The sequence below is a fragment of the Companilactobacillus sp. genome (genome assembly GCF_022484265.1).
Lineage (GTDB): Bacteria > Bacillota > Bacilli > Lactobacillales > Lactobacillaceae > Companilactobacillus.
The window spans coordinates 2,520,876-2,547,046 of record NZ_JAKVLR010000001.1 but is presented as its reverse complement, the minus strand read 5'-3'; the positions used below and the strand labels follow the sequence as shown (position 1 = coordinate 2,547,046).

Here is a 26,171-nt window from a genome sequence, read left to right as displayed (position 1 = left end):
AAAACAATACTTTCGCTCAAAAAGCCATGAAAATAACAAAATTCATAGTATAATTTGTGAATATGCAAAGGAGTTTTATATTGATATTATTACAAGCTCAAAATATTACAAAAAATTTTGGAACAAAAAAACTTTTTTCCAATGTCAGTTTTGAAGTCCAAGACAATAGTCGAATTGGTCTAGTTGGAAGAAACGGCGTTGGTAAATCAACTTTACTTAAAATTATCTCTGATCAAGAGAGTTACAATTCTGGAAATATTGCTTTAAAAAAAGACACAAATATTGGCTATTTAGCCCAGGATTCAGGATTAAATACCGAAAATGAAATTTTTTCCGAGATGGAGGCCGTTTTTAACTACCTCAAAAAGGACGAAAAGCAGATGCATTCGCTCGAAGAAAAATTAGCCGACCCATCCGTTGACGATTACGACCAAATTTTAAAGCAGTACGATCAGCTACAAAATAAGTTCCGTCAGGAAAACGGCTACGGCTATCAATCAGAAATTCGGAGTGTCCTAGCTGGATTTGGCTTTGATGAGTCTGTATGGCACGATAAAGTCTCAACATTATCAGGTGGCGAGCGTTCACGTCTGGCAATGGCCAAAATGCTTTTGGAACATCACGAGATTCTTCTACTTGATGAGCCAACGAACCATTTGGACATCGAAACTGTCGAGTGGCTAGAAGGATATCTCAAGAATTATCGTGGCGCACTCGTGATCGTATCCCATGATCAGTATTTCCTCGACAAAGTTGCGACCGAAATCGTTGAGATAAACCAACATTCAGCCACGCATTATTCCGGAAACTATACTTTTTACCTTCAAGAAAAGAAACGTAATCAAGCTGTTGAGTGGAAACATTATGAAGAACAGCAAGCTGAGATCAAGAAGACCGAAGAGTATATTCAAAAAAATATCGTCCGTGCTTCGACTACTAAGATGGCTCAGAGTCGCCGTAAGAAGTTGGAAAAGATGGACGTCATGGACAAGCCTGGCAGCGACCAAGGTTCAGCTCACTTCTCATTTGAGATCGATAAGGAAAGCGGCAACGACGTCCTGCTAGTCAAAGACGTTGCCATTGGCTACGAGAAAGATCAAGTGATGTCTTCGCCAATTAACCTCGATGTTAAAAAAGGCGAACGTGTCGGGATTATCGGCCCTAACGGTATCGGTAAATCTACCCTTTTGAAATCTTTATTGAATAAAACGCCACTGCTTGCTGGTACTTATCAATTCGGTGCCAACGTTCAAACTGGTTATTACGACCAGGATCTAAAGGACCTCGATCCGAAAAAAGATGTCTTGCATGAAATTTGGGACCGTCATCCCCTACTCGATGAACAAGTGATCAGAAATATCCTAGGTTCTTTTCTATTCAGTGGCGACGATGTCTTAAAACCAGTTGCGGGATTGTCCGGTGGTGAAAAAGCTCGTCTGACACTGACAAAACTATCAATGGAACATGATAACTTTTTAATGATGGACGAACCTACCAACCATTTGGATATCGATAGTAAGGAAGTCTTAGAAGATGCCCTCACACGATTTGCAGGAACTGTCTTGTTTGTTTCTCATGACCGTTACCTATTGAACACCTTAGCTGATAAAATCGTGGAGATTACTCCACAAGGTAGCAAGCTTTACCTAGGTGACTACGACTATTACCTGGAAAAGACTACTGAAACTAAGGAAGAACAAGTTGAGACTGAATCTTCCCACAGCAATACCAGTGAGAAGAAAGTCCAATATCAGCAATCCAAAGAGCAACAACGTGCGGAGCGTAAACTACGCCGTCAGGTTGAAGATCTGGAAAACCAGATATCTGAATTAGATCAAAGAAATACTGAGATCCAAGCAGAAATGGCTAAACCAGAAAATTTATCAGCTTATACTAAGTTAGCTGACTTTCAAAAAGAATTAGATGAAAATAAAGCCAGACAAAGCGACCTCGAAGATCAATGGACTGAAAAGTCGATGGAACTGGAAGAGTTTGGACAATAAAATAACCACGTACATTTTAGTGTGCGTGGTTATTTTTGTATAGAATCTGAGAATTTTTGGAATTAAGTTACGAACGACATTGATAAGAGAAACCTCGCCTGTTTTATCATTACTAATTCTTCAAGGGTACAAAAACAGAACGAATCATTCACACACACAACTACAAGTTTTATCATTACTAATTCTTCAAGGGTACAAAAACGTACCCCCCCCAATACTTGCGGTACTATAACGTTTTATCATTACTAATTCTTCAAGGGTACAAAAACCGTCAGTAACTAAAACCGTTGGCTTGTTGCGTTTTATCATTACTAATTCTTCAAGGGTACAAAAACTATTACAAAAACAGATACTAAGAACCCTGGGTTTTATCATTACTAATTCTTCAAGGGTACAAAAACAAGCGATTGAAAATGCGATTCTGTAATCACGTTTTATCATTACTAATTCTTCAAGGGTACAAAAACAACGATTCAAAACTAGAATTTTTAGTAGCAGTTTTATCATTACTAATTCTTCAAGGGTACAAAAACTTCCGTTTTATTAATCTTCGTTGGCGATTAGTTTTATCATTACTAATTCTTCAAGGGTACAAAAACTATTTGGCAATTGCAGCACGTCTCTTTTCCGTTTTATCATTACTAATTCTTCAAGGGTACAAAAACTATTTGGCAATTGCAGCACGTCTCTTTTCCGTTTTATCATTACTAATTCTTCAAGGGTACAAAAACTGATCCCCCCACGTCCAGCATAGAAGCTAAGTTTTATCATTACTAATTCTTCAAGGGTACAAAAACAGCCCAGTTGTCTTACCATCAATCTCAATAGTTTTATCATTACTAATTCTTCAAGGGTACAAAAACTAAATAAAAATGATGGATGTCCTTTTTATTTGTTTTATCATTACTAATTCTTCAAGGGTACAAAAACAAAACGTTAAAAATCGTATCGCCACAGCAAGTTTTATCATTACTAATTCTTCAAGGGTACAAAAACGATGATCGCATTCTACCTAAAATGATTTTTGTTTTATCATTACTAATTCTTCAAGGGTACAAAAACTTGCTTACTCCCCAGGTTGAAAAATATGTAGTTTTATCATTACTAATTCTTCAAGGGTACAAAAACTGTGGCACTCCGAACAACAAGCGACAAGATGTTTTATCATTACTAATTCTTCAAGGGTACAAAAACGTACCCCCCCCAATACTTGCGGTACTATAACGTTTTATCATTACTAATTCTTCAAGGGTACAAAAACCGTCAGTAACTAAAACCGTTGGCTTGTTGCGTTTTATCATTACTAATTCTTCAAGGGTACAAAAACTATTACAAAAACAGATACTAAGAACCCTGGGTTTTATCATTACTAATTCTTCAAGGGTACAAAAACAAGCGATTGAAAATGCGATTCTGTAATCACGTTTTATCATTACTAATTCTTCAAGGGTACAAAAACAACGATTCAAAACTAGAATTTTTAGTAGCAGTTTTATCATTACTAATTCTTCAAGGGTACAAAAACTTCCGTTTTATTAATCTTCGTTGGCGATTAGTTTTATCATTACTAATTCTTCAAGGGTACAAAAACTATTTGGCAATTGCAGCACGTCTCTTTTCCGTTTTATCATTACTAATTCTTCAAGGGTACAAAAACTATTTGGCAATTGCAGCACGTCTCTTTTCCGTTTTATCATTACTAATTCTTCAAGGGTACAAAAACTGATCCCCCCACGTCCAGCATAGAAGCTAAGTTTTATCATTACTAATTCTTCAAGGGTACAAAAACAGCCCAGTTGTCTTACCATCAATCTCAATAGTTTTATCATTACTAATTCTTCAAGGGTACAAAAACTAAATAAAAATGATGGATGTCCTTTTTATTTGTTTTATCATTACTAATTCTTCAAGGGTACAAAAACAAAACGTTAAAAATCGTATCGCCACAGCAAGTTTTATCATTACTAATTCTTCAAGGGTACAAAAACGATGATCGCATTCTACCTAAAATGATTTTTGTTTTATCATTACTAATTCTTCAAGGGTACAAAAACTTGCTTACTCCCCAGGTTGAAAAATATGTAGTTTTATCATTACTAATTCTTCAAGGGTACAAAAACTGTGGCACTCCGAACAACAAGCGACAAGATGTTTTATCATTACTAATTCTTCAAGGGTACAAAAACATGTTTGGCAAATCTTTTTCGAATCGACTTGTTTTATCATTACTAATTCTTCAAGGGTACAAAAACATGACATCGACACATTGAAAGACAAAAACGGTTTTATCATTACTAATTCTTCAAGGGTACAAAAACACGCATTTAAAATATCGCGTGCAGGTGCTTGTTTTATCATTACTAATTCTTCAAGGGTACAAAAACGACGGGTTTGAATCGACTCGGGTAGTTTCTGTTTTATCATTACTAATTCTTCAAGGGTACAAAAACTTGGTCGTTGTCGTGGTCGACTTTCTCCGCGTTTTATCATTACTAATTCTTCAAGGGTACAAAAACGGTGGCATTTCCTTGTGTGCCAACTCCTTTGTTTTATCATTACTAATTCTTCAAGGGTACAAAAACTATATTTTTTCGATGCTCTCTTTTGTGCTTGTTTTATCATTACTAATTCTTCAAGGGTACAAAAACTATTTGGCAATTGCAGCACGTCTCTTTTCCGTTTTATCATTACTAATTCTTCAAGGGTACAAAAACTATTTGGCAATTGCAGCACGTCTCTTTTCCGTTTTATCATTACTAATTCTTCAAGGGTACAAAAACTGATCCCCCCACGTCCAGCATAGAAGCTAAGTTTTATCATTACTAATTCTTCAAGGGTACAAAAACAGCCCAGTTGTCTTACCATCAATCTCAATAGTTTTATCATTACTAATTCTTCAAGGGTACAAAAACTAAATAAAAATGATGGATGTCCTTTTTATTTGTTTTATCATTACTAATTCTTCAAGGGTACAAAAACAAAACGTTAAAAATCGTATCGCCACAGCAAGTTTTATCATTACTAATTCTTCAAGGGTACAAAAACGATGATCGCATTCTACCTAAAATGATTTTTGTTTTATCATTACTAATTCTTCAAGGGTACAAAAACTTGCTTACTCCCCAGGTTGAAAAATATGTAGTTTTATCATTACTAATTCTTCAAGGGTACAAAAACAAATTATCAAAAGTCACTTGTTCAGCATTTGTTTTATCATTACTAATTCTTCAAGGGTACAAAAACCTCAAATTAAAAATAATCGTCACTATTTCAAAAAATTGGCTTCTGCATCTGTTAGTAATTGATCTTGAAAATGATATGACGTCTCATAATTTAAAAGCTCATTTACTATCTTTAATAATACCAAATCTTTTGAGTTTAAAAACAGTTCTTGATCACTTCCCGCATTTGGAACCACTCTCATCATTGATTTAATAAAATCGTCTGGTGAATATTTGAATTCATTTGGATATCTCATTGAGACAGATTTAATCAACTGATCATATGGTAATAATTGATGATATTCCTTAGCACATATCACCACCTTTTCCATATCATCCGCTGCCAAATCAATAGAATTTAATGTGTCTCCTAAATAGATAACCAAGAGATCATAATCATGTGAAAATTGTTTAACAGCACGCATGATCTCTCTCTTAGCTTTTCGTGGAATAAAACTATCCAAATTTGATAGAACTAACCAAGTTGGAACAGTTGCGTTCATTAAATGATTCTTCAATAAGTTTAAAAATTCATCTACTAAGTCATCAGTATCCATAAATTCCAATGGATATTCATTAGAATTCTCTTCATACCCTAAAAACATTTGGCTTTTCATCAACTCTAAATAATTAACATCTCTTAAATCAATCGTTAAACTATCTGAATAACTTTGCAGATGTTTTTGGATCAATAAAGAGATTCTCATTTGTTCATCATTTATATTATCTATAAGTCGGTTAATCTCAAAATCGTCACTAACCTGATTCAGTGCCTTGAATAATAAAGTGTCCTTCTTATAAGTCATTTGCGTGTACAAAGATTCTCGGTTATTGATGGAGAAGAAGGAAATATTCTTTTTTGAAACCGGCAGCTCATCAACCGATAGTTCTATATTGTTCTCGCCATAAATATTTGCCGATAATGCCGGTGTTTTATTGAAATAATAAAATATGCTGCGATAAATTTGCCATAACATTTTTCGATTAGTTCCAGTAAAATACACCATTTTGTCAGCTTCAATCTCTATGTATTGATTGTCGACCAATTCAATTTTCAAAATCATATAACCACTACCTCTTTGTCACCGACTATAATTTCTTGATCTGTCCGACTACCGACCAATACTTTCATGTCTGAGAACTGCTTTTCACTGACTGAAAAAAGTCTTACTTCTCCATGTTCAGGTAAGTATCTCTTAATATCATTTTCGTAACGTTTACCTGCAGAGCGGTTTTGAACCGCTCGATAATAGACGGAATACTGAAGCATAGTGAATCCATTTTTGATCAAAGCCTTGCGCAGAATTCTATACTGTCTTCTTTCCGAAGGAGTATCTACCGGAAGATCAAACATACACATCATTCTCATATTTTGATATTTCAACTTTCTGCCCCTATTAGCGAATCTAAAGTTATTTGTGTTATCTGATTAACATCGTCTAATTCCATACCTGATATAAAACTTGAAATGAGTTCTTGCATGGAATTGTCGATTGTCATTTTCTTATTATTGATCAGTATTTTCTGATTCATAAACTCAATAATTTTAATTCTCGACTCGTAACTAAGATAGTCTTTCTCATTTTTAACTTTCGTGTTGATCCAATAATCCATCAACGGACGATATGGTTCCATTAAGTCATCAGCAAGATTAAAACTATTAAACTCATTACGATGAAAGATCCCGAGCATAGTTATCAATCCATTTCCAACAATTAGTCTGGCAACACATGATCTCAAAATTGCATATCCAAAATTCATCGCTGAATTTTCAAAGTTTTCATCATCCCTGGTAAAAGTTTTTCCATACAAAGAATCAAAGTATACCTTTGCTAGATGGCCTTCTCGATTTGTAACATCCCCATTTTGCAAACCGTTCAGCAAATCTACCATCAATTCAATTCGATCCTGCTCCACTCCGACAAATCGTGCGTAACTAATTTGATTAGCCATTTTTTGAGAAATAATATTTTTCCATGCTCTTTGCTTTAATTCTCTATCCCAATTAGATTGAATAATTACTCGCTTAGAATTGTGATGATATTGACCATATGGTAAATACATTCCAACTGGCAAATACTTATCATCACAAATAACTAAACCAACGTTATGTTGACTCATACTCGAAAGTAATTTTGTTGTAATCGATGTACGATTTCCTTCTAAAACTACCATTGAGACATCTGATAGTGGAACGTACACTTTCTTATCAAGTTTCGTTATCTCAAGGTTGTCTAATCTAAGTCTTAAATAATCTCCTTCTTTAACATGGACTATTCTCCACGCCATGACTGGTCCTCCTAATTGATTGTAAAAAAAAACCGCCTATAAATAGGCGGTAAATTCGGAATAAATCCTTATTTTTGTAGATCCTTGAAGAATTAGTAATGATAAAACTTCAGTCGAATGAACGTTCAAACATATAAGGCGTCCCTTACAACTATATATCATAGCATATACGATTAATTAATCAAGAACATTTTTAGGATTATCTGATTCTTTTTCAATTTCATAGGTATTACCTAGAATATCGACATTAATTTTATGAATGACACATTCATTTGGGACTAATCTTTTGATCACTTGTTTTTTTGCATCTCCGTATATAGGATAATTTCCATTCTCATTCATAGCTTTATCAATTGGTTTAATTTCAGCATACCCCTTTGAAACCTTGTTTCTAGACCAGAATAGCATCTCAACCACTTCACCAGTAACTGGGTTCAGAACTTTTATTCTGTCCTTTCTATAAAGAGTAAAGCAGAAATCTGATTCATTGGATACACCTTCATCCTTCATCAATTGGAAATATCGATCTTTCTTAATCCCATAACCTTCACCACGATTAAACTTTAAATCTGAATAATTTATACCCATAATTTCGTAACTATTCGTTGAATTATTGTAGTAAACATCCGTTCTCCAAGGTTTTAACGATTGTAAAACTACGTGCTTTTCTGGTGAAGCTGATCCTGGAGTGATATCGATATGTGAACCCAATTTTGAATCCAAATACTTCAACTGCTTAATAACTGGACCATTACCCTTTTTAGAATACTTTCTAACCATGCCATGATCTCTTCGATACAATTCAAATGGAGAAACCTTGATTTTTTTAACTTTTCCGTCCTTACCAACAATCTCCGTGGTATCTGGATACATTTCCAGTATCTCTTCCAACATTGCAAAAGTTTTTGGATCAATGCGATAAAGTAAAAACTTGGTTTTGTCCTTTTCAAGTAATTTCTTCATACGAGCATATTCGTCTGCGTCATAAATATTCTTGATTTTAGCTAAAACGTATTCTGATTCATTTTTATCCTTGGCCAACGCAGCCATTCTAGTTGAATAAATTGTTGAGTTACTTACCTTACGGTTTACTTTTTTATCAACCTGATGTGAGAACTTCACTCTGCTTTCAGCATTGTCCAATTGTTCAACAAATCCACTATATGGTAGTTGATACATTTCTTCGTTAAAGCTCTTATCGTCAAGAATTTCTCCAGTTTCAATATCGATGGTTGCTTCATTCACTTGACGAGGGAAAATAGACCCACCCTTTTTCCACATTCTTAAAAATGGTGTAGAAGCGATGATTGAAGCATCAATGGCATGATGATGGAAAGTATCACGAGTCTTGTTCAAACGCCAATGCTTGCGCATATTATTTGTGAACTTACCACGAATAACACTGACCTTGGTGCCAAATTCTTTGCCCTTAAAGAAATCTTGAAGACTGTTTAAAACGACTCTTGATGAATATCTTGTATCCACTAAGTTTCGAGAAATAAATCGTTTACGAGTTTCAATATCACTGACATTCTCCTCAAAAAGATAGTTGCTCTTCTTTGCCTTACTGAATTTAGAATTCTTTAATACTATTGCTTTCATGACATCGTATTGTTGTCCATGGCCCTCGTTCATAAATTCAAATGGCGTTTTCTGACCTTTAATTTGATTCATATCTTTATAACACAAGGTTTTGTTATTGATACTGTCATCAAATGAAATCGATTGAGGAATAATGTGATCTATCTCAAACAATGAAAAATTAGAAATCAAATCTGTAGCATTGATTCGTCGACCGCTATATAGGTCAACTCGATCTTGTTGATACCATAATTGAATTGCCAGCCTTACTTTCCAGCTACTGCTAGTTCTTAATGCGTCATCAACTGCTGATTGACTTCCAACTGCTTCAACAAATGCCTTCATGGCAGCATCTTTTCGTTGCTTATTTTCTTTTTGGAACTTGGCGATATTTTTCTTTTCGTCTTCCTCATTTTTCTCACGAGGCATCTCGATAACGACATAGTCAATTCTTGAATATTTCTTGAGCACTGCATTTACTATTTTTAAAGCTTCTCGGACTGATTTAGACGCTACTGGATTATATATTTCTTTTGCAATTTGTTTGTAAGGAACATATGTATTCCTTGAATAATCTGTTTTATTTTTATCAACCAGTCCCAATTCATGAATCAAAGTCATCTGTTCGATTGGTCTGATTTTCATTTCAGGAATTAATTCTTTCATCAACTTAATTGAAAAACGATGCCATTTATTGTTTGTTTTAATATCAAAACTGGCTTTATTATCGATGATTGTTTGGATCAGTTCATCGTCTAAAAATGGATAAACCGGTTGCCAATCTTCTTTCAGCATTCTTCTGATCTCGCCATTTTCGGTATTAAGTGTCATCCCAAAACTAATGTCGTCTAAAAAGTCTTGATATGTTTTGTCTGCTGTTTTCCATTCATGAATGTCGATTCCCAATTTCTTAAAATCACGATGGATCTTACGATAAATAGCCATTGAGTGAATATCCGGTTTATCTTTACTATCCAAACGATAACCCTTGATGTCACTATCAGAACATCCTGTAACCTTCTTAATTAACTTGATCATGCTTGGATTACCGGTAGTCGAGTTCAATTCATCAATAATTTTTTTCTTGTCCTCAGAGGTCAACTTTTGGTCTTCATGACTAAGAATCCGTAAGTTATTGAGATCATTTAATACATTAAATAACTGTGCTGTGTACGAAGCACCTGAAGCACGATATTCGTCAGGGTAAAAATTGTCTTTACCGACTAATTCTTCAAACAAATTAGTCAAAGTTTTACCACTAGTCTTGTAAATTCCGTAATCGGAACGTGATTTCTCACTACCTGGTCCTACGAAATAATCACGTTTACGCTGAAGTATCGTTAAATACTTTTCTTCAAAATCATCTGTTACGACATCTGGATAAAATTGTCTTTGGCATTCAATAATTTTCTTGGCTTCTTTGACAAATTCTTTAGTCGGAAAAACATTCAACAAGACTTCATGATTTTCACTGTTCTCAACTACGATTTTCCCGCGAACCGCTCCATATTCATTCAATCTCTGTAATTGAATTTCTGCAGGTGTATAGTTTTTTAATAAAGCTGTATTTTTATTTAAACTTGCAGAATAATCAGAAACTGAGGCATCATCGTCTACTTCTGCATCTTGAAGGTCATAACTAATACCACGTCTTTTAACAATGTTGTATAAAGCTTGAGCGATTTCTAATTTAGTCAGTTTCTCAGTCAATCCTTTGGCACGGATTGAGTAAGGATTGGTGTTGTTTGAAAAAGCTGAGAAGTAATCATTTTCAGCAAATTGTTCAATCAAATTGTGTTTGACAAATAATTTGGCTACATCTTTTCTTCGTTGTTTGTTACGATTACTGGTTCTTCTAGAGCCACGTGAATCACGGCGCGTTAAGTTTTCGGCAGCGATACTACCATTAAAAAGTCTTGATCCCAATTCAAGGATTTCCCCTGTATCAGCGTCAAGAACGCTGAATCCAACTGAAGATACCCCAATATCTAATCCAAGGCTGATTTTCATTTTAGTCTCCTAAATAGCTATTTTTCCCAATTTTATCATAGGAAAATTAGGCAATGTAGTAACTTCATGATATACAAAAAAACCGAATGAAATTTTATAATTTCATTCGCTTTATTTTTATTAAAAATCTAAACTTGGGTCTGCATTAACTTTCAAGTCTGCAAAATCTTTTTTATCGTATTGAATTTGAGCGATTGCTCCGATCATGGCGGCATTGTCTCCACATAGTCTTAATGGTGGAAAGACTAGCTCAATGTCGTCGTTTCGTTTCGCAATCTCGTCAGCTAGGCGCTTACGTAAGCCTTGGTTTGCGGCCACGCCTCCGGCGACGATCAACTGTTTGACTGGGTGCGTCTTAATTGCTCTAAAAGTCTTATTGGCTAAGATATCTAAGACCGCTCCTTGAAAGCTTGCAGCAAGGTCTTCTTTGCTTAGTTCTTCATGAACTTGGTCAGCGTGATGAACGGTGTTGATAAAGGCACTCTTTAAACCACTGAAACTAAAATCCAAATTGTCTTCTTGAACCATGGCGCGTGGAAAATCGAATGTATCTTTACCAATTCCGGCTAGTCGGTCAACTTCTTTTCCGGCTGGATAATTGATCCCTAATACTCGACCGATCTTGTCGTAGGCTTCACCTACTGCATCGTCACGTGTATCGCCAAGGGTTTCAAACTCTCCAGGTGCTTTCACGTAAACTAATTCGGTGTGTCCACCAGAGACTAATAAAGCCATGAATGGATATTCTAAATCAGTTACAAAATTTGCTGAATAAATGTGTCCGGCAAGATGGTTAGATTTGATCAATGGCAAATCATGTGCAAATGCGACTGATTTAGCAGCCATGATACCGATCAACAATGAACCGACTAATCCTGGTCCGTAAGTCACGGCAACGGCATCTAAGTCGTCATAATCAACTTCCGCTTCATCCATTGCCATTTGGATACAAATCGTAATTTCTTCAACGTGGTGCCGACTAGCGACTTCTGGTACCACTCCACCAAAGCGTTGGTGACTCTTTATTTGAGTCGCAATAATATTTGAAAGGATCTCTTTACCATTTTTAATCACCGCTACACTAGTTTCATCGCAGCTGCTTTCAAAAGATAAAATCAAGGTATCTTTACTCAAAGTCTTTCCCTCACAACTTGGCCACCATTTCTAAAGCATCATGGTGGTTTCTATAATAATATTTTTTGTGTACTAAACGAGTTTCAAATCCGAACGCTTCATACAGATCAATGGCAGCTTGATTGGTAATATCAACTTCCAACGACATTCGGTTGTAATCGTACTGACGGCTAAAGTCGATCACTTGATTCAACAATAAGTGACCTAAGCCGAATTTTTGATAAGAAGGTAAAATTGCTAAATTTGTAATATGCGATTCCTTGCCAATATTCATGGCTAGGCCAATAAATGCGACTACCTTATCGGCATCGACCAGCACTAAATAAAGGGCACTGCGATTCGTGATTTCACTGGATACAACTGCAGACGTCCAAGGTGCGGGCGTTCCGTAGATCGATTCCTGGATAGCCATAAAATCGTCGAGATCTTCTGGCTTCGCCTTTCGTAAGAGGAGCTGCGAATCGTTAATGTTCACATATTTATCTTCAAATGGGTATTTTTCTTCAGTATCTTTTGGCCATACAGCCTGTTTAAATTTCTTCCACATAAGAAATATTACCGTCTTCCTTGTGTCCCTTTTTGATCCAATCATGTTCAGCTTGAGTTAAGCGTAGGTAAGTTGGTACAAAAGCATTGATGTCTTTGACCGGTTCTTCATTCTCAGCTAAAGCTGCTAATTTGGCAGCATCTGGCAAACTATCTTTGGTCAATGTGATCGTAGCTTTTGGCAATTTCTCTGTGATCAAATCTGCTAGATGTTCAGAAACATTTACAAATTGAATTTGATCAGCTTGATAATTGGCTAAAAGCTTAAATAGATCGTCCATCTTGATGTGCTGATCTTTGATAACATCTACGACTTCACCTGATTTCTTCAAGTAGGCACCGGCAAAGGCATTGTCATTTCTAGCATCTTCAACTGGAACTACCAACTTGCCATCGTCGCCATTAGCAGCTAGCAGTCTCAAACTTGAGATACCAACTAACGGCTTGTCGAGCGTGAATGCCAAAGTTTTGGCAACTGTCACGGCAATTCTAACACCTGTATATGAACCAGGACCTTGGGCAACTGCGATCCGGTCAATGTCGTCGATACTCAAACCGGCTTTTTGCAAAGAATCTTTAATGTCTGGCAACAACGAAACGCTGTGCGTCTTTTCCTCAGTTGAATCAGCTCTGGCTAAGATTTTGCCATCTTCAACTACTGCCACGGTCAATGGCTTATTTGATGTGTCAAAAGCTAATATTTTCATAATTTTATCATTCCTTAATAAAGGTATTCTACCACAATTGTTTATTGCAAAAAAAATAGGCCTTAGCGACCTATTCTGTTAAAGCGTGAATTGCTGATCCATCTTAAGATGAAATACAAAATACCAGTTTGATATACCAAGGTAATTGCTTCTTTAATACCTCGAGTTACCAATAGAGCCATAAAAGGCGTTCCGTATTGCAGGTGGATCCATAAGGTGTTCATGAATAAGTTAACCACCAAAGTTGTCAATAATACTGTGATAAATACGTTCAACAGTGACACCTTTCGATTGTGGAGCATAAATCCATAAATCAAACCTAGAGTAATTGCTGAGACTGTAAAACCAATGTTAAAGCCCCCACCAGTAGATAAGACTGTGTTTCCGAGAATATCAGCGACTGCACCTGCGATTGCGGCCTTATAAGGTCCAAAATAATAACCGATCAGTGCCATCGCGATAAAACTGAATCCAACTTGTAGCATGTTGCTACCAATGTTGAACTTGGTCAACACTATTTGCATCGCAATCAATAAGGCCATCCATGTTAGTTCATGAACACTTATGACTGCTGTACTTCCCTTACTTCTGTTCATTTTGACATCTCCCCAAGGAGCTGCCACAAAATATAACTAGAATATGGCGATTAACTATATATGTGGCGAATGCGGAATCAAAATCGCGGGATAATCCTTTGTCCGGTGTTCACATTCCGTTCCACCAGCACTTTACGCTTTGAATCCTACTCCAAAAATTTTGTAGTACTTTTACATAGTAGCACAACCAATAGTTAACCAATAACGATATGCATTATAATTATTTTTCTACCCAAGTGAACTTAGCAACAACGTTTAATTGATCGCCGTTCTTGATCCAATGAGTACTCGTCAAGCCATCCATCTTCGAATAAATTTCCGGTTTACTTTGCGTATTTAATTCTTTTTCGTATTTAATATCCATTGTTTTGATACGATGCGTTGCAATGAATTCGATGTCTAGAGAATCAACCATCCAGTCAAAATAGTAGGTGTTGTTAACATGGCGGTTAACGTCGATATTGTAATATCCGATATGTTGGAATCTTTGATTATCGAATTCCTTAGGCTCGCGCAATCTAGCAAAACGCTTGATGCTATTAGTTTCTTCTGAACCAAACATACTACCTAAACTGTCAGAAGCACTGACGATTTTACGTTTTTTAATGTCGATGATCACGAAGGCACTTTCAAGCGTTACCATGCGATTGCCATCAACATCGTCGATCCAGAAATCACGATAATAGAAAAATTTGTTGTAGCTAGTAGCACGAGTGCTGACCTTGAGTGGCTGTCCTACTTTTGGCATCGTCTTGATGTCTAAGTGGTATTGCGTGACTACCCAGCCCAGTCCACGTTCGACCATGGAAACACTGTCAGCATCTGCTTGTTTTAATTGATTTTCAGATGCTAACAACATGATGTCGAGTAAGGCTGAGGTTTTAATGTCGCCAGTAAAGTTAGATAGATAAAATGGAAAAACTGCGTCTTCGCTGTATACTTCAGCTTTGCTTTTTTCATCCATGATTAATCGTTCCCTTCAATATTGTGATATAAGTTATAGACCGTTTGCTTTTTAAGGTCATTTTGGGCGGCAATCTCTTTGATTGCTTTGTTTGGCTTGTTGCCAGCTTCGATCAAGCGGTCAACGGCTTGGATGATCTGTTCATCGCTCATCGTCTCCGTTTGTTCAGTTGGTTTTCCAGCAATTACCAAAACATATTCACCCTTGGGTTCATTATCTTGGTAATAGGAAATCACATCAACTAAACTGCCTCGTAAAAATGCTTCATGCAACTTAGTCAATTCACGAGCTAATGTGATCTGCCTGTCTGAACCAAATTTGTCAGCCAGGTCATCTAACGTTTTTTGCACACGATAAGGTGACTCGTAAATGATCGTTGTTTCTTTGCGGTTAGCAAGGTCGACCAAAGCTTCAGTTCGTTCCTTACCCTTTCTTGGTAAAAAGCCGTAAAAGTAAAACGGCTGCGGTTCAATGCCTGAAGCAATCAAAGCTGTTGTCGATGCTGTTGCCCCTGGTAGCGGTACGACTGAAATATCTTCTTTGATAGCTGCCTTAACTAACTCTTTACCAGGGTCGCTGATCGAAGGAGTTCCGGCATCACTGACTTGGGCGATATTAACACCAGAGTTAAGCTTTTCGATCAACTCAGGAATCCGTGAAGCTGTGTTGTGTTCATGAAAACTAATCAAGTCAGTGGTGATCTCGAAATGATTCAATAAGTTCTTAGTGTTTCGAGTATCTTCTGCTGCCACTAAGTCGACATCTTGCAACGTCTGGACTGCACGATAAGTCATGTCGTTTAAATTACCGATTGGCGTAGGCACTAAAAAAAGGCAGCCCTTCGAATTATCAACAAAACTCTTTTGTTCTTTCATTCAAATTGCTCCCTTACTATTGTTTTTTAGAACGATTGCCATAAATTACATCTAGACAAAACATACAAGGTTCTTCATGATGCGAGCCATAAAACTGCTGGCACACATGAAATCCCTTCTCGTATAGCTTTTCTAGGTTCAAGCGCGAACTTGGCAAATCGTTTGGATCAAAACCTTTTTGACCATCATCGACTTTTTCGAGATGCTTGCGAAGGTTCTTGTTTTCAATTTTCAATTCTTCGTTCTCTTCTAAGCTCTTAGATAGTTGTTCCTTTAAGGTAGATAATTGAGAGCTTAGATCTGATAATTTGTTTGTTATATCTTCAAACTCACTATATAAATCGTTTTCTGCCATATTTATACCCACTAATTCACATATTTTAATGATAAATCTTCAAGAATTGCTTGAAATGCCACGTTACTTTTCCACATTTCTTCCGCGTGAAATAGCTCTTCGGAAAATTCAACTACTGTTGGGATATTCCGGTTAGATAGTATATCCTCATTGACCAATTTTGTGTTATCAAGATTATACCTAATTGATAATATATCACTAAAAATTTGATTCATCATGTCAAAAAATAATTGCTGATGACTTTTATTTTCGATCAATGGCATTATATCAGTCTGAACATCAATAAAACTATCTGGTTGACGATTATTGCAACGCTTTAGCCAAGTAATAATTGCTCCGTGCAAAGCTTGATAATTATCGCCATTCATCGACAGCAAGTACTTAACGTCAGACATTGTTAAAGCTAATTTGGCAGTTGCTTCTTTGTAGCCGACCTTTTGCAAGTCAGCAATCTCATCGCTGTTGCTCTTATTAGATAGATGAAAAATCTGAACTCGCGACTGGATCGTTGGCAACATTTGCTTTGCTGAATTACACAGCAAAATGATCATCAAATTACCCTCGGGCTCTTCGATTGTCTTGAGCAAATTGTTGCTGGCCGCACTAGTCATCTTCTCAGCCTCATTGATAATCAAAATCCGGCGATTACCTTGAGTAGCAGTCATATTAGCTTCTTTTTTAAAAAATTTGATGTCGTCGACACCGATACTCTGTTTGTCAGTCGTCACCTGCAAAACGTCAGGGTTATCGCCCAAAGCAATATTTTGACATTTTTGACAAGTTTGATCTGGCAAGCCATCGACTAAATGTTCGCAAAATTGAGTCTGTGCGATCCAAATGGCCATTTGATTACGGACCTGCGAGGATGCGTCATCGATCAAATACGCATGACTCAACATATTTGCTTGGATTATTTTTTGAAATTCAGAAATTACTTTTGGTTGCTCTTGTGTAATATCTTCCATTGTTAAAATCTCACAAATTTATCAACTGGAAGAATGAAGCACGTTGCTCCTCCAACTTGGACTTCAACTGGATCACCAATGCCGCTTTCTGGCAAGACAAATGATGAAGCCACATATTGGGTTCTAGTGTGGCATGCTTTTTTGATAACTTCTAAGGCGTCGTCCACTTTCTCATCGTCGACACCCATGATAAACGTCGAGTTACCAGATTTCAAAAAACCACCAGTCGAAGGTAGTCTCGTAAAACGAAATCCGTCTTTGACCAACTTAGATTGAAGTTGTTGGCTATCTTTATCTTGTACGATTGCTAAAATCATTTTCATAATTATCGACCTCCATTAAAAACATTTGGGAAACGTTGGATAATCACATTCACTGCATCTTCGACCACTTGGTCAGGCGCTTGGTCAGCGTTGATGCTGACGATTCTATCTGGATTGTCATGGACTAATTTCAAATAAGAATCATGAACCCGCTTGTGGAAATCTAATGATGCTTTTTCTAGGCGATCCATTGCTTGTTGATGGTCTTTTCTGATTCTGGAGAGACCTACTTCAGGTGAAATATCGAAGTAGATCGTCAGATCAGGCAGGTGTCCATCAATGGCAAAATCATTGATCTCAGCAACTTCTTTGGTACCGATCTCACGTCCGCCACCTTGATAAGCGATTGAACTATCGACGAAGCGATCGCTCAATAAAATCTTATCGGCATTTAAAGTTGGCAAGATCACATCGACCAAGTGTTGACGTCTAGCTGCAGCATATAATAATGCTTCAGTTCGGTCGTCCATTTCTTGATCATGAATATCTAAAATGATCTTACGGATTTTCTCAGCGATGGGACTGCCACCAGGTTCTCTTGAAAACACGATTTCTTGCTCTGTAAGAGCTTTTAGCTTAGGTGTCAAGCTAGTTAATGCAGTTGTCTTACCAGCTCCATCAGGGCCTTCAAACGATATAAAAATTCCTGACATACAATAATATCTCCTAATTTAATAAACCTATTTTACTTGATTCAGACACTCCAGACAAATTTCAGCCGTTATTTATAAAAAAAGCTGGAACAATAAGTTCCAGCTTAAACATTTCTGTCTGAAAAAATTTATTACCAATGCTTTTCGGCAGCATTAGGTTGGCTGAGCAATGTATCCTCATCGCCAAAAATAATATTAGTCGTCTCACGAGCTTTGGCGCTGCGACGGCGTGCTTCAAGGTACAAGAATTGGTACTTGCACATCTCTAATCGTAATTTGATCCGAGTTTCGTCAGACACCTCTAATGAGTTGTCGACTAACTTTTGCATGTTATTAGCACGTGCTTGAATAAAACGAATATCGTTTAATAAACGATCATCTTCAAGCTTTTTGACGTTAACTTTTCTTCTTCCAAACATAGTTATATCTCCCTGCGTCCTAGAACTGCACTCTTCAGTGTCATTTCATCGGCATATTCGATATCTGAACCTACTGCAAGGCCTCGTGCAAGACGAGTAACTTTGATTCCGGCTGGTTTAACTAACTTAGCAAGATATTGCGCAGTTGCTTCACCATCTGGAGTTGCATTGGTTGCGATGATCAATTCTTTAACGGCCTTGTTTTCACGGAGTCGATTCAAGAGCAACTTAATATTAAGATTCTCAGGACCGATTCCATCTACTGGCGACAAAACGCCACCAAGAACGTGGTACAAGCCATTGTAAGCATTCATATCGTCAATCGACATAATATCTTTTGGTTGTTCAACTACTAAAATAGTAGATTGATCACGATTCTTATCGCGACAGATCGAACAAACTTCGTCGGTCGTGATATTTCCACAGATCTTGCATGAATGAAGATCAGTCTTGGCTGACATTAAATTGTCAGAGAATTCTTTGACGTCATCCTTATCCATACTTAGGGTATAAAAAGCCATTCTAGTAGCGGTCTTGCGACCGATACCTGGCAATAACATATAACTATCGATTAATTTCGTAATTGGTTCTGGGTAATTCATTTTACATCAATCCATTCATACCACTTAAACCGCCGGCGTATTGACCAAGCTTGTTCTTTTGATCTTCAAGCATTTTATCATTGGCATCATTTAAAGCCATGATAACCATATCTTGCAATGTATCAGGATCGTCTGGATCAATTAACTTTTCGGCAATCTTTAAGTCGGTAACCTTTCTTTCACCGTTGATCTTAACTGTTACTAATTCACCAGCGGCTTTACCTTCGTATTCAGTGTTCTTGATTTCGCTTTGGGCTTCTTGAACTTGTTGTTGCATCTTTTGTGCTTGACGCATTAAGTCTGCCATATTTCCGCCCATATTTCCAAAGTTAGGTCCTTTACTCATAATTAATTCCTCCTAGTCGTTTTTGATCTCAACATTATCTTCACCAAACAAGTTCACTGCTTCATCAACTGTCTTATCCGATTTTGTTGCCTCTGGTTTAGATTTTACATCGTTATTCTTATCTAAATCAATGTTATTCGCAATATATTCTTTTCTAATGGTTGGCCAATCATTTTTGGGCACCATGACGATCTCGCAATCTTTTTTCAAAAGCTTGCTGACGTCAGCTGTCAGTGAATCTAACAAATCCTGATCTTCTTGGGCTTGTTCAAACCACATTGGGTAGTCAAAAGCCATGACTAACCCATCAGGACAGGCTGCAACGGGTTCTGAAACACGCATCATTGCTCGTTGAGTGACCGACAACATACTCATAACATCTGGCCAAATATCTTTAGCCGCATTTAAATCCTGCTTGGTAGCTTTACTCAAGACTCGATAAATTGCCGTCTTGTTAAGATAATTCTTTTTCTGACCAGAGGGTTTAGGTTTCGGTTTTCTAGTGGCAGGTTTAGCACTGACACCATTTTCAGAAATATTTTTGATCTCTGATTTTAACTTTTTAACTTCATCGCTTAATCGATCAACTTGAGCGTTATCCACAGATGAACTAGCTTGCTCAACAGGCTCAGCGCTCGCATTGGCCGCTTTTTCAACTTGTGGTTCGCTGATCTTGACAGTCAAGATCTCCATATAAACATCAGTTTGATTGGAATTCTTCAAGTTACGTTGCGTATTGCTGACTTGGTCAACAATGTAAAAAAGTCGATCATCGTCAAACTTATCAGCTATCGACAACATTTCCTTCGTCATGATCGTGTTATCCATCTTGTTCGACAAATCAGAATTCGAATTGTAGAGGATCAGATTACGACAAACACGGATGATCATCTCGGTAAATCGAATTGCTGAACGACCGCTGCCCAAAATGTTGTACAAACTAGTCAAGGCATCGGCCGGTTTATTCTCAGCCACTGCCTTCATGTAAGAAACAATTTGCTCGTTGCTCAACGCACCGGTAACTTCTTGAGCGTTGTTCAAAGTCAACTTGTCGTTTCCAAATGACAAAGCTTGATCAAGGATACTTAAGGCATCACGCATTCCACCTTCTGCAGATGTAGCGATGATGTTTAAAGCTTCTTCATCATATTCGATTTGTTTATCGTTTAAGATCAATTCCATTCGTGCCAAAATATCTTGTCGAGAAATTCGTCTGAAAGTAAAACTTTGGGTTCTCGAAATAATTGTAGCTGGAATCTTTTGTGGCTCGGTTGTGGCTAAGATAAACATTACATTCTCAGGTGGTTCTTCCAGTGTTTTCAATAAGGCATTAAAAGCACCTTGAGAAAGCATATGAACTTCATCGATGATATAAACTTTAAACTTAGCTTCTGTCGGAGCGTATTTCACTTTGTCACGAATATCACGGATCTCCTCAACCCCATTGTTTGAGGCCGCATCGATTTCGATAACATCGTTAAGGCGGTTTTCATTTGCTGCTTTACAGATCTCACACTCATTGCAAGGTTCGCCATCTTGAGGATTTAAACAGTTAACAGCTTTGGCCAAAATTTTGGCACAAGAGGTCTTACCTGTTCCTCGTGGTCCACTGAACAAATATGCATGGCTAGTCATGTTACTTGCGACAGCATTACGTAATGTTTGTGTGATCACTTCTTGACCCACTACATCAGCAAATGTTTGGGGACGCCATACCCGATATAATGCTTGATATGCCATACTTACTCCTTTGAGTTTAATAGTTAAATTTTACCATAAAAAATGAACATCACTTCATTGGATGTTCGTCAAAAAATTTGATTTGAAAGAATACCGCAGACTTACGTCTGCCCCATAACGCTTTCTACGCATCGCTCTGCGATGCTAGTAAGCGTAAAAAAAACTCCTAACCATAAATGATTAGGAGGCTATAATTTCATAACAAAAGGCACATGTTGCAACTTACTTAGTGCTGCTTTCTTCCGAACCTGACACGATTCGTAAGAGCACCATTGCCCTAAGGCCTTTCGGCAATAACTATATTACTATAAATCAATAGTGAATGCTACTTTTTACGACGGATTTCTCGAAAGAAATTTTGGAGAAGCTCTGCCGATTCGTTTGCCAACATTCCACCAACATATTCAGGTTGATGATTGTATTTAGTTTCTTCAAATAAGTTATTGATCGAGCCGACTGAACCCGCCTTGGGGTCATATGCTCCGAAAATTACTTCTTCAACTCGACTGTTGATAATTGCTCCAGCACACATTGGACATGGCTCAAGCGTTACGAATAAACTCATATGTTCTAAACGCCAACTGCCGATCTTTGCACAGGCATTTTCAATGGCGATGATCTCGGCGTGCTTGATTGCATTTTGAGTTTCTTCACGTTCATTATATCCAACCGAAACAATTTCGGATGTTCGATTATCAACGATGATACAACCGATTGGGACTTCTCCATGGCTTTGAGCTATTTGGGCTTGATCTAACGCCATTTGCATAAAGTCGTGCATCTTATTATCTGGGAATTGCATAATTATCCTTCCAACGCCTGTGTGAATTTTTTACTGATTGAAGCTGGCAACTTGATCTCGCCAATCTTCTTCGTAGTTTTTTCAATGACCTTGAATAAAATTCTGATTTCAAAATTTGATAAGCCATCGACTAATTCTAAGGCCTTGTCATTTCCACCTAGATACTTTTTAACATACTTGCGAAGTTGTTTACGTTCACGTTTGATTTTCATTTTGCGAACTGTGTGATGAACCATGATTGCAATAACTCCTAATCCACCAGTTGCTACTGCCAAACCAATTGCGATTAAAGTTTTTTTATCCATAACAAGTTCTCCCTTTTGATTATTGAAGTTTACTTCTAAGAATATAATACCCCTTGTCACGTGTTACAACGTCAACATTTCCATAAGTCAGCTTCATTAATTTTTTAGCGGATGGTGCTCCTTGTTTCTTCTGAATCACGATCCAAACTTCGCCGCTTGGCAACAAGTGGTCAGCTGCTTCAGCAATGATTCCAGAAACAACTTCCTTGCCAGCTCTAATTGGTGGGTTGGATACGATCAAGGCATACTTGTCCTCGATTTTGTCATAAATGCTTGATTCAAAAATGTTTACATTCTCAATCTTATTGGCAGACGCATTCTTTTTAGCTAAGTCTAACGCCCTTAAATTGACATCTGTCATCGTTACTTGACGACTTGTTTGGTCTTTAGCTAGTGCTAATCCGATTGGACCATATCCACAGCCAACGTCCAAAATATCGCCTTGGGGGACATTTGAAAAATCAATTGCTTCGATCAAGACCCGTGAGCCAAAGTAGATCGTCTGTCGTGAAAAAACGCCACTGTCAGATGTAAATTTGAGATTATGCCCCTTCAATGTGAAATCAAAGGTTTTTAGTTCATGTTCAAGATCTTCTGAATTTTCAAAATACTGATTTGCCATAATTGCTCTCCCTAAAAAAATTTGGGTAAAAAAAAATCCTCTTTCGAGGATTAATTTTAACATAAGTTAATTATTTCAATGTAACTGTTGCGCCAACGGCTTCAAGTTTTTCTTTCATTTCGTTAGCATCGTCTTTAGCAACGCCTTCTTTGATAACCTTAGGTGCGCCATCAACAAGGTCTTTTGAGTCTTTCAAGCCAAGTCCTGTGATTGCACGAACTTCCTTGATAACCTTAACTTTTTCTTGTCCTGATTCTGTCAATTCAACATCGAATGAATCCTTTTCTGCACCAGCGTCGCCACCAGCAGCACCAGCAGCTGCAACAGGAGCAGCAGCTGTAACGTCAAATTCTTCTTCGATAGCCTTAACTAAGTCGTTAAGTTCAAGGATTGATGCATCTTTTAATTGGTCAATAATTGCTTGTGTATCTAAAGCCATTTTAATTTCCTCCAAATTGAGTTTATTGTTTGTGTTTTAAAAATTAAGCAGCTGGTTCGTCGCCTTTATCGGCAATAGCCTTAACTGTAAGAGCAAAGTCACGAACTGGTGCTTGTAATACAGATACCAACATAGATAGTAATCCATCTCTTGATGGTAATGTTGCAAGGTTTTGAATTTCTTCTAATGTAGCTACTTTGCCTTCGATCATTCCACCCTTGATTTCAACGGATTCAACATCTTTGGCATACTTAGCAGCAACTTTAGCAGGAGCAACTGGATCTTCTTCAGAGAAGGCAATAGCTGTAGGACCAGCGAATAAGTCTTCGATTCCTTCGATACCAGCAGCATCAGCAGCACGTCTCAAAATAGTGTTCTTGATAACTTTCATAGAAGCACCTTGTTCACGTAATTCTGCACGCATGTTAGTAACTTCTTCAACAGTTAAACCTAAGTAATCGATAACAACTACTGATTTAGCATCTTTCAAGTTCTTAACAACTGCATCAACTTCTGCTTGTTTCTTGTCTAATACTTCTTGCTTCATTTTACGTTTCACCTCCATAATTAATTTAGTTTTTCTCTACGATTTGGCTTAAAAAATAAAATCTCTGTGCCCGAATGAGCACAGAGATTATTTAACAATCTTCTGGCCTCGGCAGGATATTAAGATTTTCATCACCTGAGTCTTCGGTAGAAATCAACTATTGTAATTTATCATCATTTTGGTATTAAGTCAATAAGATTAAGCGTTAATCTTAAGACCAGGGCCAAATGTTGAAGTCATGTTAACACTTGTAACATAAGCACCCTTCAATGATGCTGGACGAGCTTTCAAGATTGCTTCGTAAAGTGCTGAGAAGTTTTCTGAAAGTTTCTTTGTATCAAATGATGCCTTACCGATTGGTGCATGGATCAAACCATTTGAGTCAACACGGTAAGCAACTTGTCCAGCTTTAATGTCGTTAACAGCTTTTGTAACGTCCATTGTAACTGTACCAGTCTTAGGGTTAGGCATTAAACCTTTAGGTCCAAGTACACGACCTAAACGTCCAACCTTAGCCATCATTGGTGGTGTTGCAACAGCAACATCAAAGTCCAACCAGCCATCTTGGATCTTTTCAACAAGGTCATCTGAACCTACAACGTCAGCGCCAGCTGCTTCAGCATCTTTAGCTTGTTGTCCTTCAGCAAATACAATAACCTTTGAAGTTTTACCTGTACCATTTGGTAGCACGATTGCGCCACGAATTTGTTGGTCAGCTTGTTTTGGATCTACGTCCAAGTTAATAGCAACTTCGATTGTTGAATCGAATTTTGCGTAATCAATTTTCTTAAGTAAATCAGCAGCTTCTTCAGCAGAATAAGTCTTTGACTTATCTAAACCTTTGACTGCTTCCATATATTTTTTTCCATGCTTAGCCATGCTAAGTTCCTCCTTGCTTTGTGGTCCACTGGGGATTTAAATTTTCCCCTCCCACTTGTTAAGAATGCTTTCACATTCCTATAAACTGTATAGAAATTAAGACTAGTCTTTAACTTCGAAGCCCATACTTCTGGCAGTACCAGCAACCATACGCATAGCAGATTCAACACTGGCAGCGTTTAGGTCTTTCATCTTGGTTTCAGCAATTTCGCGAACTTGGTCTGATGTAACTGTAGCAACCTTCTTAGTGTTAGGTTCGCCAGAGCCACTATCAACACCGGCAGCTTTCTTCAAAAGAACAGCAGCGGGTGGTGTCTTAGTAACGAAATCGAATGAACGATCTTCATAAACTGAGATAACAACAGGAATGATCATTCCGTGTTGATCTTGTGTACGTGCATTGAAGTCCTTTGTAAATGCAACGATATTGATACCAGCTTGACCTAAAGCTGGACCAACTGGTGGAGCTGGAGTAGCTTGACCAGCAGGTATTTGTAATTTAACGATATTTGCAACTTTTTTAGCCACGAAAAATTACCTCCTCTTCCGTGATGTGGTCTTGATGAGGATGAAAATTTCCTCTCCCACAGTATGTAAAACATACCGTAATAGTGTAGCATGCTCGCCACACTATATCAATATAATTTTATTGTTTGTCGACATCATCGAAATTAACTTCGGCGTTAGTCATACGACCAAACATGTCAACTTCAACTTTAAGCTTCATATGTTCAGCATCAACTTCAGTAACTTTACCGCTCATCTTAGCGAAGGCACCATCAATGATCGTAACTGTTTCGCCAACAGCAAAGTCTGTATCGTGATCACGGGCAGAAACACCCATGTCATGCAAGATACTGTCGATTTCTTCTGGCAACAATGGTGCAGGCTTTGAACCTGAACCGTGACTACCAACAAATCCTGTAACACCTGGAGTATTACGTACAATAAACCATGATTCATCAGACATAACCATTTCAACTAGAACGTAACCTGGGAAAGTCTTCTTCATCTCAGTCTTTTGTTTGCCGTTCTTTGTTTCTGTTTCTTCGTCTTCAGGAACAACAGCACGGAAGATGTAGTCTTCCATACCCATTGATTGTGCACGTGATTCTAGATTTTCCTTAACTTTATTTTCGTATCCAGAATAAGTATGTAGTACATACCATTGTTTTTCACCAGCTGCTTCAGCCATAATTTCCTCCAAAAAATATCAAAATAAAAAATCCCGAACAAAGTTCGAGATTT

27 protein-coding genes, 1 other RNA gene, 1 CRISPR repeat array, 1 riboswitch and 1 other annotated feature are annotated in these 26,171 nt (G+C 37.4%); of the genes, 1 reads left to right on the top strand and 27 read right to left on the bottom strand.

All coding sequences use genetic code 11. The annotated features are described in order from the left end of the window. Positions 1-80: 80 nt before the first annotated feature. Positions 81-2,003, top strand: a complete 1,923-nt coding sequence (locus tag LKF16_RS12210) for an ABC-F family ATP-binding cassette domain-containing protein (RefSeq protein WP_291472383.1) — start codon at positions 81-83, stop codon at positions 2,001-2,003. Positions 2,004-2,103: 100 nt separating this feature from the next. Then, positions 2,104-5,246: a CRISPR direct-repeat array (repeat unit 36 nt; unit sequence GTTTTATCATTACTAATTCTTCAAGGGTACAAAAAC). Between the two features lie 22 nt (positions 5,247-5,268). Here the strand turns inward: LKF16_RS12210 and csn2-St are convergent. The 27 genes from csn2-St to nusG form a co-directional block, all read right to left on the bottom strand. Beyond that, positions 5,269-6,288, bottom strand: a complete 1,020-nt coding sequence (gene csn2-St, locus LKF16_RS12205) for a CRISPR-associated protein Csn2-St (RefSeq protein WP_291471086.1) — start codon at positions 6,286-6,288, stop codon at positions 5,269-5,271. After that, positions 6,285-6,593, bottom strand: coding sequence for a CRISPR-associated endonuclease Cas2 (cas2, locus tag LKF16_RS12200; RefSeq protein WP_291471721.1), 309 nt, complete (start codon positions 6,591-6,593; stop codon positions 6,285-6,287). Before cas2 ends, csn2-St begins: the two co-directional genes overlap by 4 nt. A gap of 11 nt (positions 6,594-6,604) precedes the next feature. After that, positions 6,605-7,513, bottom strand: coding sequence for a type II CRISPR-associated endonuclease Cas1 (gene cas1 / locus LKF16_RS12195; protein ID WP_291471088.1), 909 nt, complete (start codon positions 7,511-7,513; stop codon positions 6,605-6,607). 177 nt (positions 7,514-7,690) lie between these two features. After that, entirely contained in the window at positions 7,691-11,104 is a 3,414-nt protein-coding gene (gene cas9 / locus LKF16_RS12190; RefSeq protein WP_291471090.1) for a type II CRISPR RNA-guided endonuclease Cas9, read from the bottom strand. Positions 11,105-11,224: 120 nt separating this feature from the next. Further along, positions 11,225-12,238, bottom strand: a complete 1,014-nt coding sequence (gene tsaD / locus LKF16_RS12185) for a tRNA (adenosine(37)-N6)-threonylcarbamoyltransferase complex transferase subunit TsaD (protein WP_291471093.1) — start codon at positions 12,236-12,238, stop codon at positions 11,225-11,227. Positions 12,239-12,248: 10 nt separating this feature from the next. After that, positions 12,249-12,785, bottom strand: a complete 537-nt coding sequence (gene rimI, locus LKF16_RS12180; RefSeq protein WP_291471095.1) for a ribosomal protein S18-alanine N-acetyltransferase — start codon at positions 12,783-12,785, stop codon at positions 12,249-12,251. Beyond that, positions 12,769-13,491 carry a tRNA (adenosine(37)-N6)-threonylcarbamoyltransferase complex dimerization subunit type 1 TsaB gene (gene tsaB, locus LKF16_RS12175; RefSeq protein WP_291471097.1) on the bottom strand — a complete coding sequence of 241 codons (723 nt, stop codon included), beginning with the start codon at positions 13,489-13,491 and terminating at the stop codon, positions 12,769-12,771. Before tsaB ends, rimI begins: the two co-directional genes overlap by 17 nt. 62 nt (positions 13,492-13,553) lie before the next feature. Beyond that, complete coding sequence (locus LKF16_RS12170; protein ID WP_291471099.1) at positions 13,554-14,087, bottom strand: folate family ECF transporter S component; 534 nt, start codon at positions 14,085-14,087, stop codon at positions 13,554-13,556. A 61-nt stretch (positions 14,088-14,148) separates the two neighbouring features. Next, a riboswitch (THF riboswitch) is annotated at positions 14,149-14,243 on the bottom strand. Between the two features lie 64 nt (positions 14,244-14,307). Then, the gene (locus LKF16_RS12165) at positions 14,308-15,051 is read right to left on the bottom strand and encodes an acyl-[acyl-carrier-protein] thioesterase (RefSeq protein ID WP_291471101.1); all 744 of its coding nucleotides are present in this window, start codon (positions 15,049-15,051) and stop codon (positions 14,308-14,310) included. Positions 15,052-15,053: 2 nt separating this feature from the next. After that, complete coding sequence (rsmI, locus tag LKF16_RS12160) at positions 15,054-15,926, bottom strand: 16S rRNA (cytidine(1402)-2'-O)-methyltransferase (RefSeq protein ID WP_291471103.1); 873 nt, start codon at positions 15,924-15,926, stop codon at positions 15,054-15,056. A 16-nt stretch (positions 15,927-15,942) separates the two neighbouring features. Next, positions 15,943-16,281 carry an initiation-control protein YabA gene (locus LKF16_RS12155; protein WP_291471104.1) on the bottom strand — a complete coding sequence of 113 codons (339 nt, stop codon included), beginning with the start codon at positions 16,279-16,281 and terminating at the stop codon, positions 15,943-15,945. Positions 16,282-16,292: 11 nt separating this feature from the next. Then, positions 16,293-17,246 (bottom strand): DNA polymerase III subunit delta', encoded by a 954-nt coding sequence (locus LKF16_RS12150; RefSeq protein ID WP_291471105.1) that lies wholly within the window; start codon positions 17,244-17,246, stop codon positions 16,293-16,295. A gap of 2 nt (positions 17,247-17,248) precedes the next feature. Further along, positions 17,249-17,569: a cyclic-di-AMP receptor gene (locus LKF16_RS12145; protein ID WP_291471106.1), complete on the bottom strand. Its 321-nt coding sequence runs from the start codon at positions 17,567-17,569 to the stop codon at positions 17,249-17,251. 2 nt (positions 17,570-17,571) lie between these two features. Continuing rightward, positions 17,572-18,222, bottom strand: coding sequence for a dTMP kinase (gene tmk, locus LKF16_RS12140; RefSeq protein ID WP_291471107.1), 651 nt, complete (start codon positions 18,220-18,222; stop codon positions 17,572-17,574). Between the two features lie 131 nt (positions 18,223-18,353). Continuing rightward, a complete protein-coding gene (locus tag LKF16_RS12135) occupies positions 18,354-18,641 on the bottom strand; it encodes a YaaL family protein (RefSeq protein WP_291471111.1) in 288 nt (95 codons plus the stop codon). Between the two features lie 2 nt (positions 18,642-18,643). After that, entirely contained in the window at positions 18,644-19,243 is a 600-nt protein-coding gene (gene recR / locus LKF16_RS12130) for a recombination mediator RecR (RefSeq protein WP_291471113.1), read from the bottom strand. Position 19,244: 1 nt separating this feature from the next. Next, the gene (locus LKF16_RS12125; RefSeq protein WP_291471115.1) at positions 19,245-19,589 is read right to left on the bottom strand and encodes a YbaB/EbfC family nucleoid-associated protein; all 345 of its coding nucleotides are present in this window, start codon (positions 19,587-19,589) and stop codon (positions 19,245-19,247) included. 12 nt (positions 19,590-19,601) lie between these two features. Next, on the bottom strand, positions 19,602-21,329 hold the full coding sequence (gene dnaX / locus LKF16_RS12120) for a DNA polymerase III subunit gamma/tau (protein ID WP_291471117.1): 1,728 nt from the start codon (positions 21,327-21,329) through the stop codon (positions 19,602-19,604). 199 nt (positions 21,330-21,528) lie between these two features. Next, positions 21,529-21,611: signal recognition particle sRNA small type (ffs, locus tag LKF16_RS12115), an RNA gene on the bottom strand. A 43-nt stretch (positions 21,612-21,654) separates the two neighbouring features. Beyond that, complete coding sequence (locus LKF16_RS12110; RefSeq protein ID WP_291471119.1) at positions 21,655-22,131, bottom strand: nucleoside deaminase; 477 nt, start codon at positions 22,129-22,131, stop codon at positions 21,655-21,657. Positions 22,132-22,133: 2 nt separating this feature from the next. Further along, on the bottom strand, positions 22,134-22,436 hold the full coding sequence (locus LKF16_RS12105) for a hypothetical protein (protein ID WP_291471121.1): 303 nt from the start codon (positions 22,434-22,436) through the stop codon (positions 22,134-22,136). 19 nt (positions 22,437-22,455) lie between these two features. Next, positions 22,456-23,058 (bottom strand): class I SAM-dependent methyltransferase, encoded by a 603-nt coding sequence (locus LKF16_RS12100; RefSeq protein WP_291471123.1) that lies wholly within the window; start codon positions 23,056-23,058, stop codon positions 22,456-22,458. 70 nt (positions 23,059-23,128) lie between these two features. Then, positions 23,129-23,497: a 50S ribosomal protein L7/L12 gene (rplL, locus tag LKF16_RS12095; RefSeq protein WP_291471124.1), complete on the bottom strand. Its 369-nt coding sequence runs from the start codon at positions 23,495-23,497 to the stop codon at positions 23,129-23,131. A gap of 43 nt (positions 23,498-23,540) precedes the next feature. Then, positions 23,541-24,044 (bottom strand): 50S ribosomal protein L10, encoded by a 504-nt coding sequence (gene rplJ, locus LKF16_RS12090; protein ID WP_291471125.1) that lies wholly within the window; start codon positions 24,042-24,044, stop codon positions 23,541-23,543. A 46-nt stretch (positions 24,045-24,090) separates the two neighbouring features. Then, positions 24,091-24,209 (bottom strand) — a sequence feature (ribosomal protein L10 leader region). 33 nt (positions 24,210-24,242) lie between these two features. Continuing rightward, positions 24,243-24,923 carry a 50S ribosomal protein L1 gene (rplA, locus tag LKF16_RS12085; RefSeq protein ID WP_291471126.1) on the bottom strand — a complete coding sequence of 227 codons (681 nt, stop codon included), beginning with the start codon at positions 24,921-24,923 and terminating at the stop codon, positions 24,243-24,245. 102 nt (positions 24,924-25,025) lie between these two features. Beyond that, positions 25,026-25,451, bottom strand: coding sequence for a 50S ribosomal protein L11 (gene rplK / locus LKF16_RS12080; RefSeq protein ID WP_291471127.1), 426 nt, complete (start codon positions 25,449-25,451; stop codon positions 25,026-25,028). 118 nt (positions 25,452-25,569) lie between these two features. Beyond that, entirely contained in the window at positions 25,570-26,118 is a 549-nt protein-coding gene (gene nusG / locus LKF16_RS12075; protein WP_291471129.1) for a transcription termination/antitermination protein NusG, read from the bottom strand. Positions 26,119-26,171 lie beyond the last annotated feature (53 nt).

Coding starts and splice junctions, on each gene's coding strand:
- LKF16_RS12135 (WP_291471111.1), bottom strand. CDS start 18,641: ATGTTTGGAAGAAGAAAAGTTAACGTCAAAAAGCTTGAAGATGATCGT.
- LKF16_RS12170 (WP_291471099.1), bottom strand. CDS start 14,087: ATGAACAGAAGTAAGGGAAGTACAGCAGTCATAAGTGTTCATGAACTA.
- LKF16_RS12105 (WP_291471121.1), bottom strand. CDS start 22,436: ATGGATAAAAAAACTTTAATCGCAATTGGTTTGGCAGTAGCAACTGGT.
- LKF16_RS12155 (WP_291471104.1), bottom strand. CDS start 16,281: ATGGCAGAAAACGATTTATATAGTGAGTTTGAAGATATAACAAACAAA.
- LKF16_RS12100 (WP_291471123.1), bottom strand. CDS start 23,058: ATGGCAAATCAGTATTTTGAAAATTCAGAAGATCTTGAACATGAACTA.
- rplJ (WP_291471125.1), bottom strand. CDS start 24,044: ATGAAGCAAGAAGTATTAGACAAGAAACAAGCAGAAGTTGATGCAGTT.
- rsmI (WP_291471103.1), bottom strand. CDS start 15,926: ATGAAAGAACAAAAGAGTTTTGTTGATAATTCGAAGGGCTGCCTTTTT.
- dnaX (WP_291471117.1), bottom strand. CDS start 21,329: ATGGCATATCAAGCATTATATCGGGTATGGCGTCCCCAAACATTTGCT.
- tmk (WP_291471107.1), bottom strand. CDS start 18,222: ATGTCAGGAATTTTTATATCGTTTGAAGGCCCTGATGGAGCTGGTAAG.
- csn2-St (WP_291471086.1), bottom strand. CDS start 6,288: ATGATTTTGAAAATTGAATTGGTCGACAATCAATACATAGAGATTGAA.
- rimI (WP_291471095.1), bottom strand. CDS start 12,785: ATGTGGAAGAAATTTAAACAGGCTGTATGGCCAAAAGATACTGAAGAA.
- cas2 (WP_291471721.1), bottom strand. CDS start 6,593: ATGAGAATGATGTGTATGTTTGATCTTCCGGTAGATACTCCTTCGGAA.
- cas9 (WP_291471090.1), bottom strand. CDS start 11,104: ATGAAAATCAGCCTTGGATTAGATATTGGGGTATCTTCAGTTGGATTC.
- LKF16_RS12165 (WP_291471101.1), bottom strand. CDS start 15,051: ATGGATGAAAAAAGCAAAGCTGAAGTATACAGCGAAGACGCAGTTTTT.
- recR (WP_291471113.1), bottom strand. CDS start 19,243: ATGAATTACCCAGAACCAATTACGAAATTAATCGATAGTTATATGTTA.
- rplA (WP_291471126.1), bottom strand. CDS start 24,923: ATGGCTAAGCATGGAAAAAAATATATGGAAGCAGTCAAAGGTTTAGAT.
- LKF16_RS12110 (WP_291471119.1), bottom strand. CDS start 22,131: ATGCAATTCCCAGATAATAAGATGCACGACTTTATGCAAATGGCGTTA.
- nusG (WP_291471129.1), bottom strand. CDS start 26,118: ATGGCTGAAGCAGCTGGTGAAAAACAATGGTATGTACTACATACTTAT.
- rplL (WP_291471124.1), bottom strand. CDS start 23,497: ATGGCTTTAGATACACAAGCAATTATTGACCAATTAAAAGATGCATCA.
- LKF16_RS12150 (WP_291471105.1), bottom strand. CDS start 17,246: ATGGAAGATATTACACAAGAGCAACCAAAAGTAATTTCTGAATTTCAA.
- cas1 (WP_291471088.1), bottom strand. CDS start 7,513: ATGGCGTGGAGAATAGTCCATGTTAAAGAAGGAGATTATTTAAGACTT.
- tsaB (WP_291471097.1), bottom strand. CDS start 13,491: ATGAAAATATTAGCTTTTGACACATCAAATAAGCCATTGACCGTGGCA.
- LKF16_RS12145 (WP_291471106.1), bottom strand. CDS start 17,569: ATGAAAATGATTTTAGCAATCGTACAAGATAAAGATAGCCAACAACTT.
- LKF16_RS12125 (WP_291471115.1), bottom strand. CDS start 19,589: ATGAGTAAAGGACCTAACTTTGGAAATATGGGCGGAAATATGGCAGAC.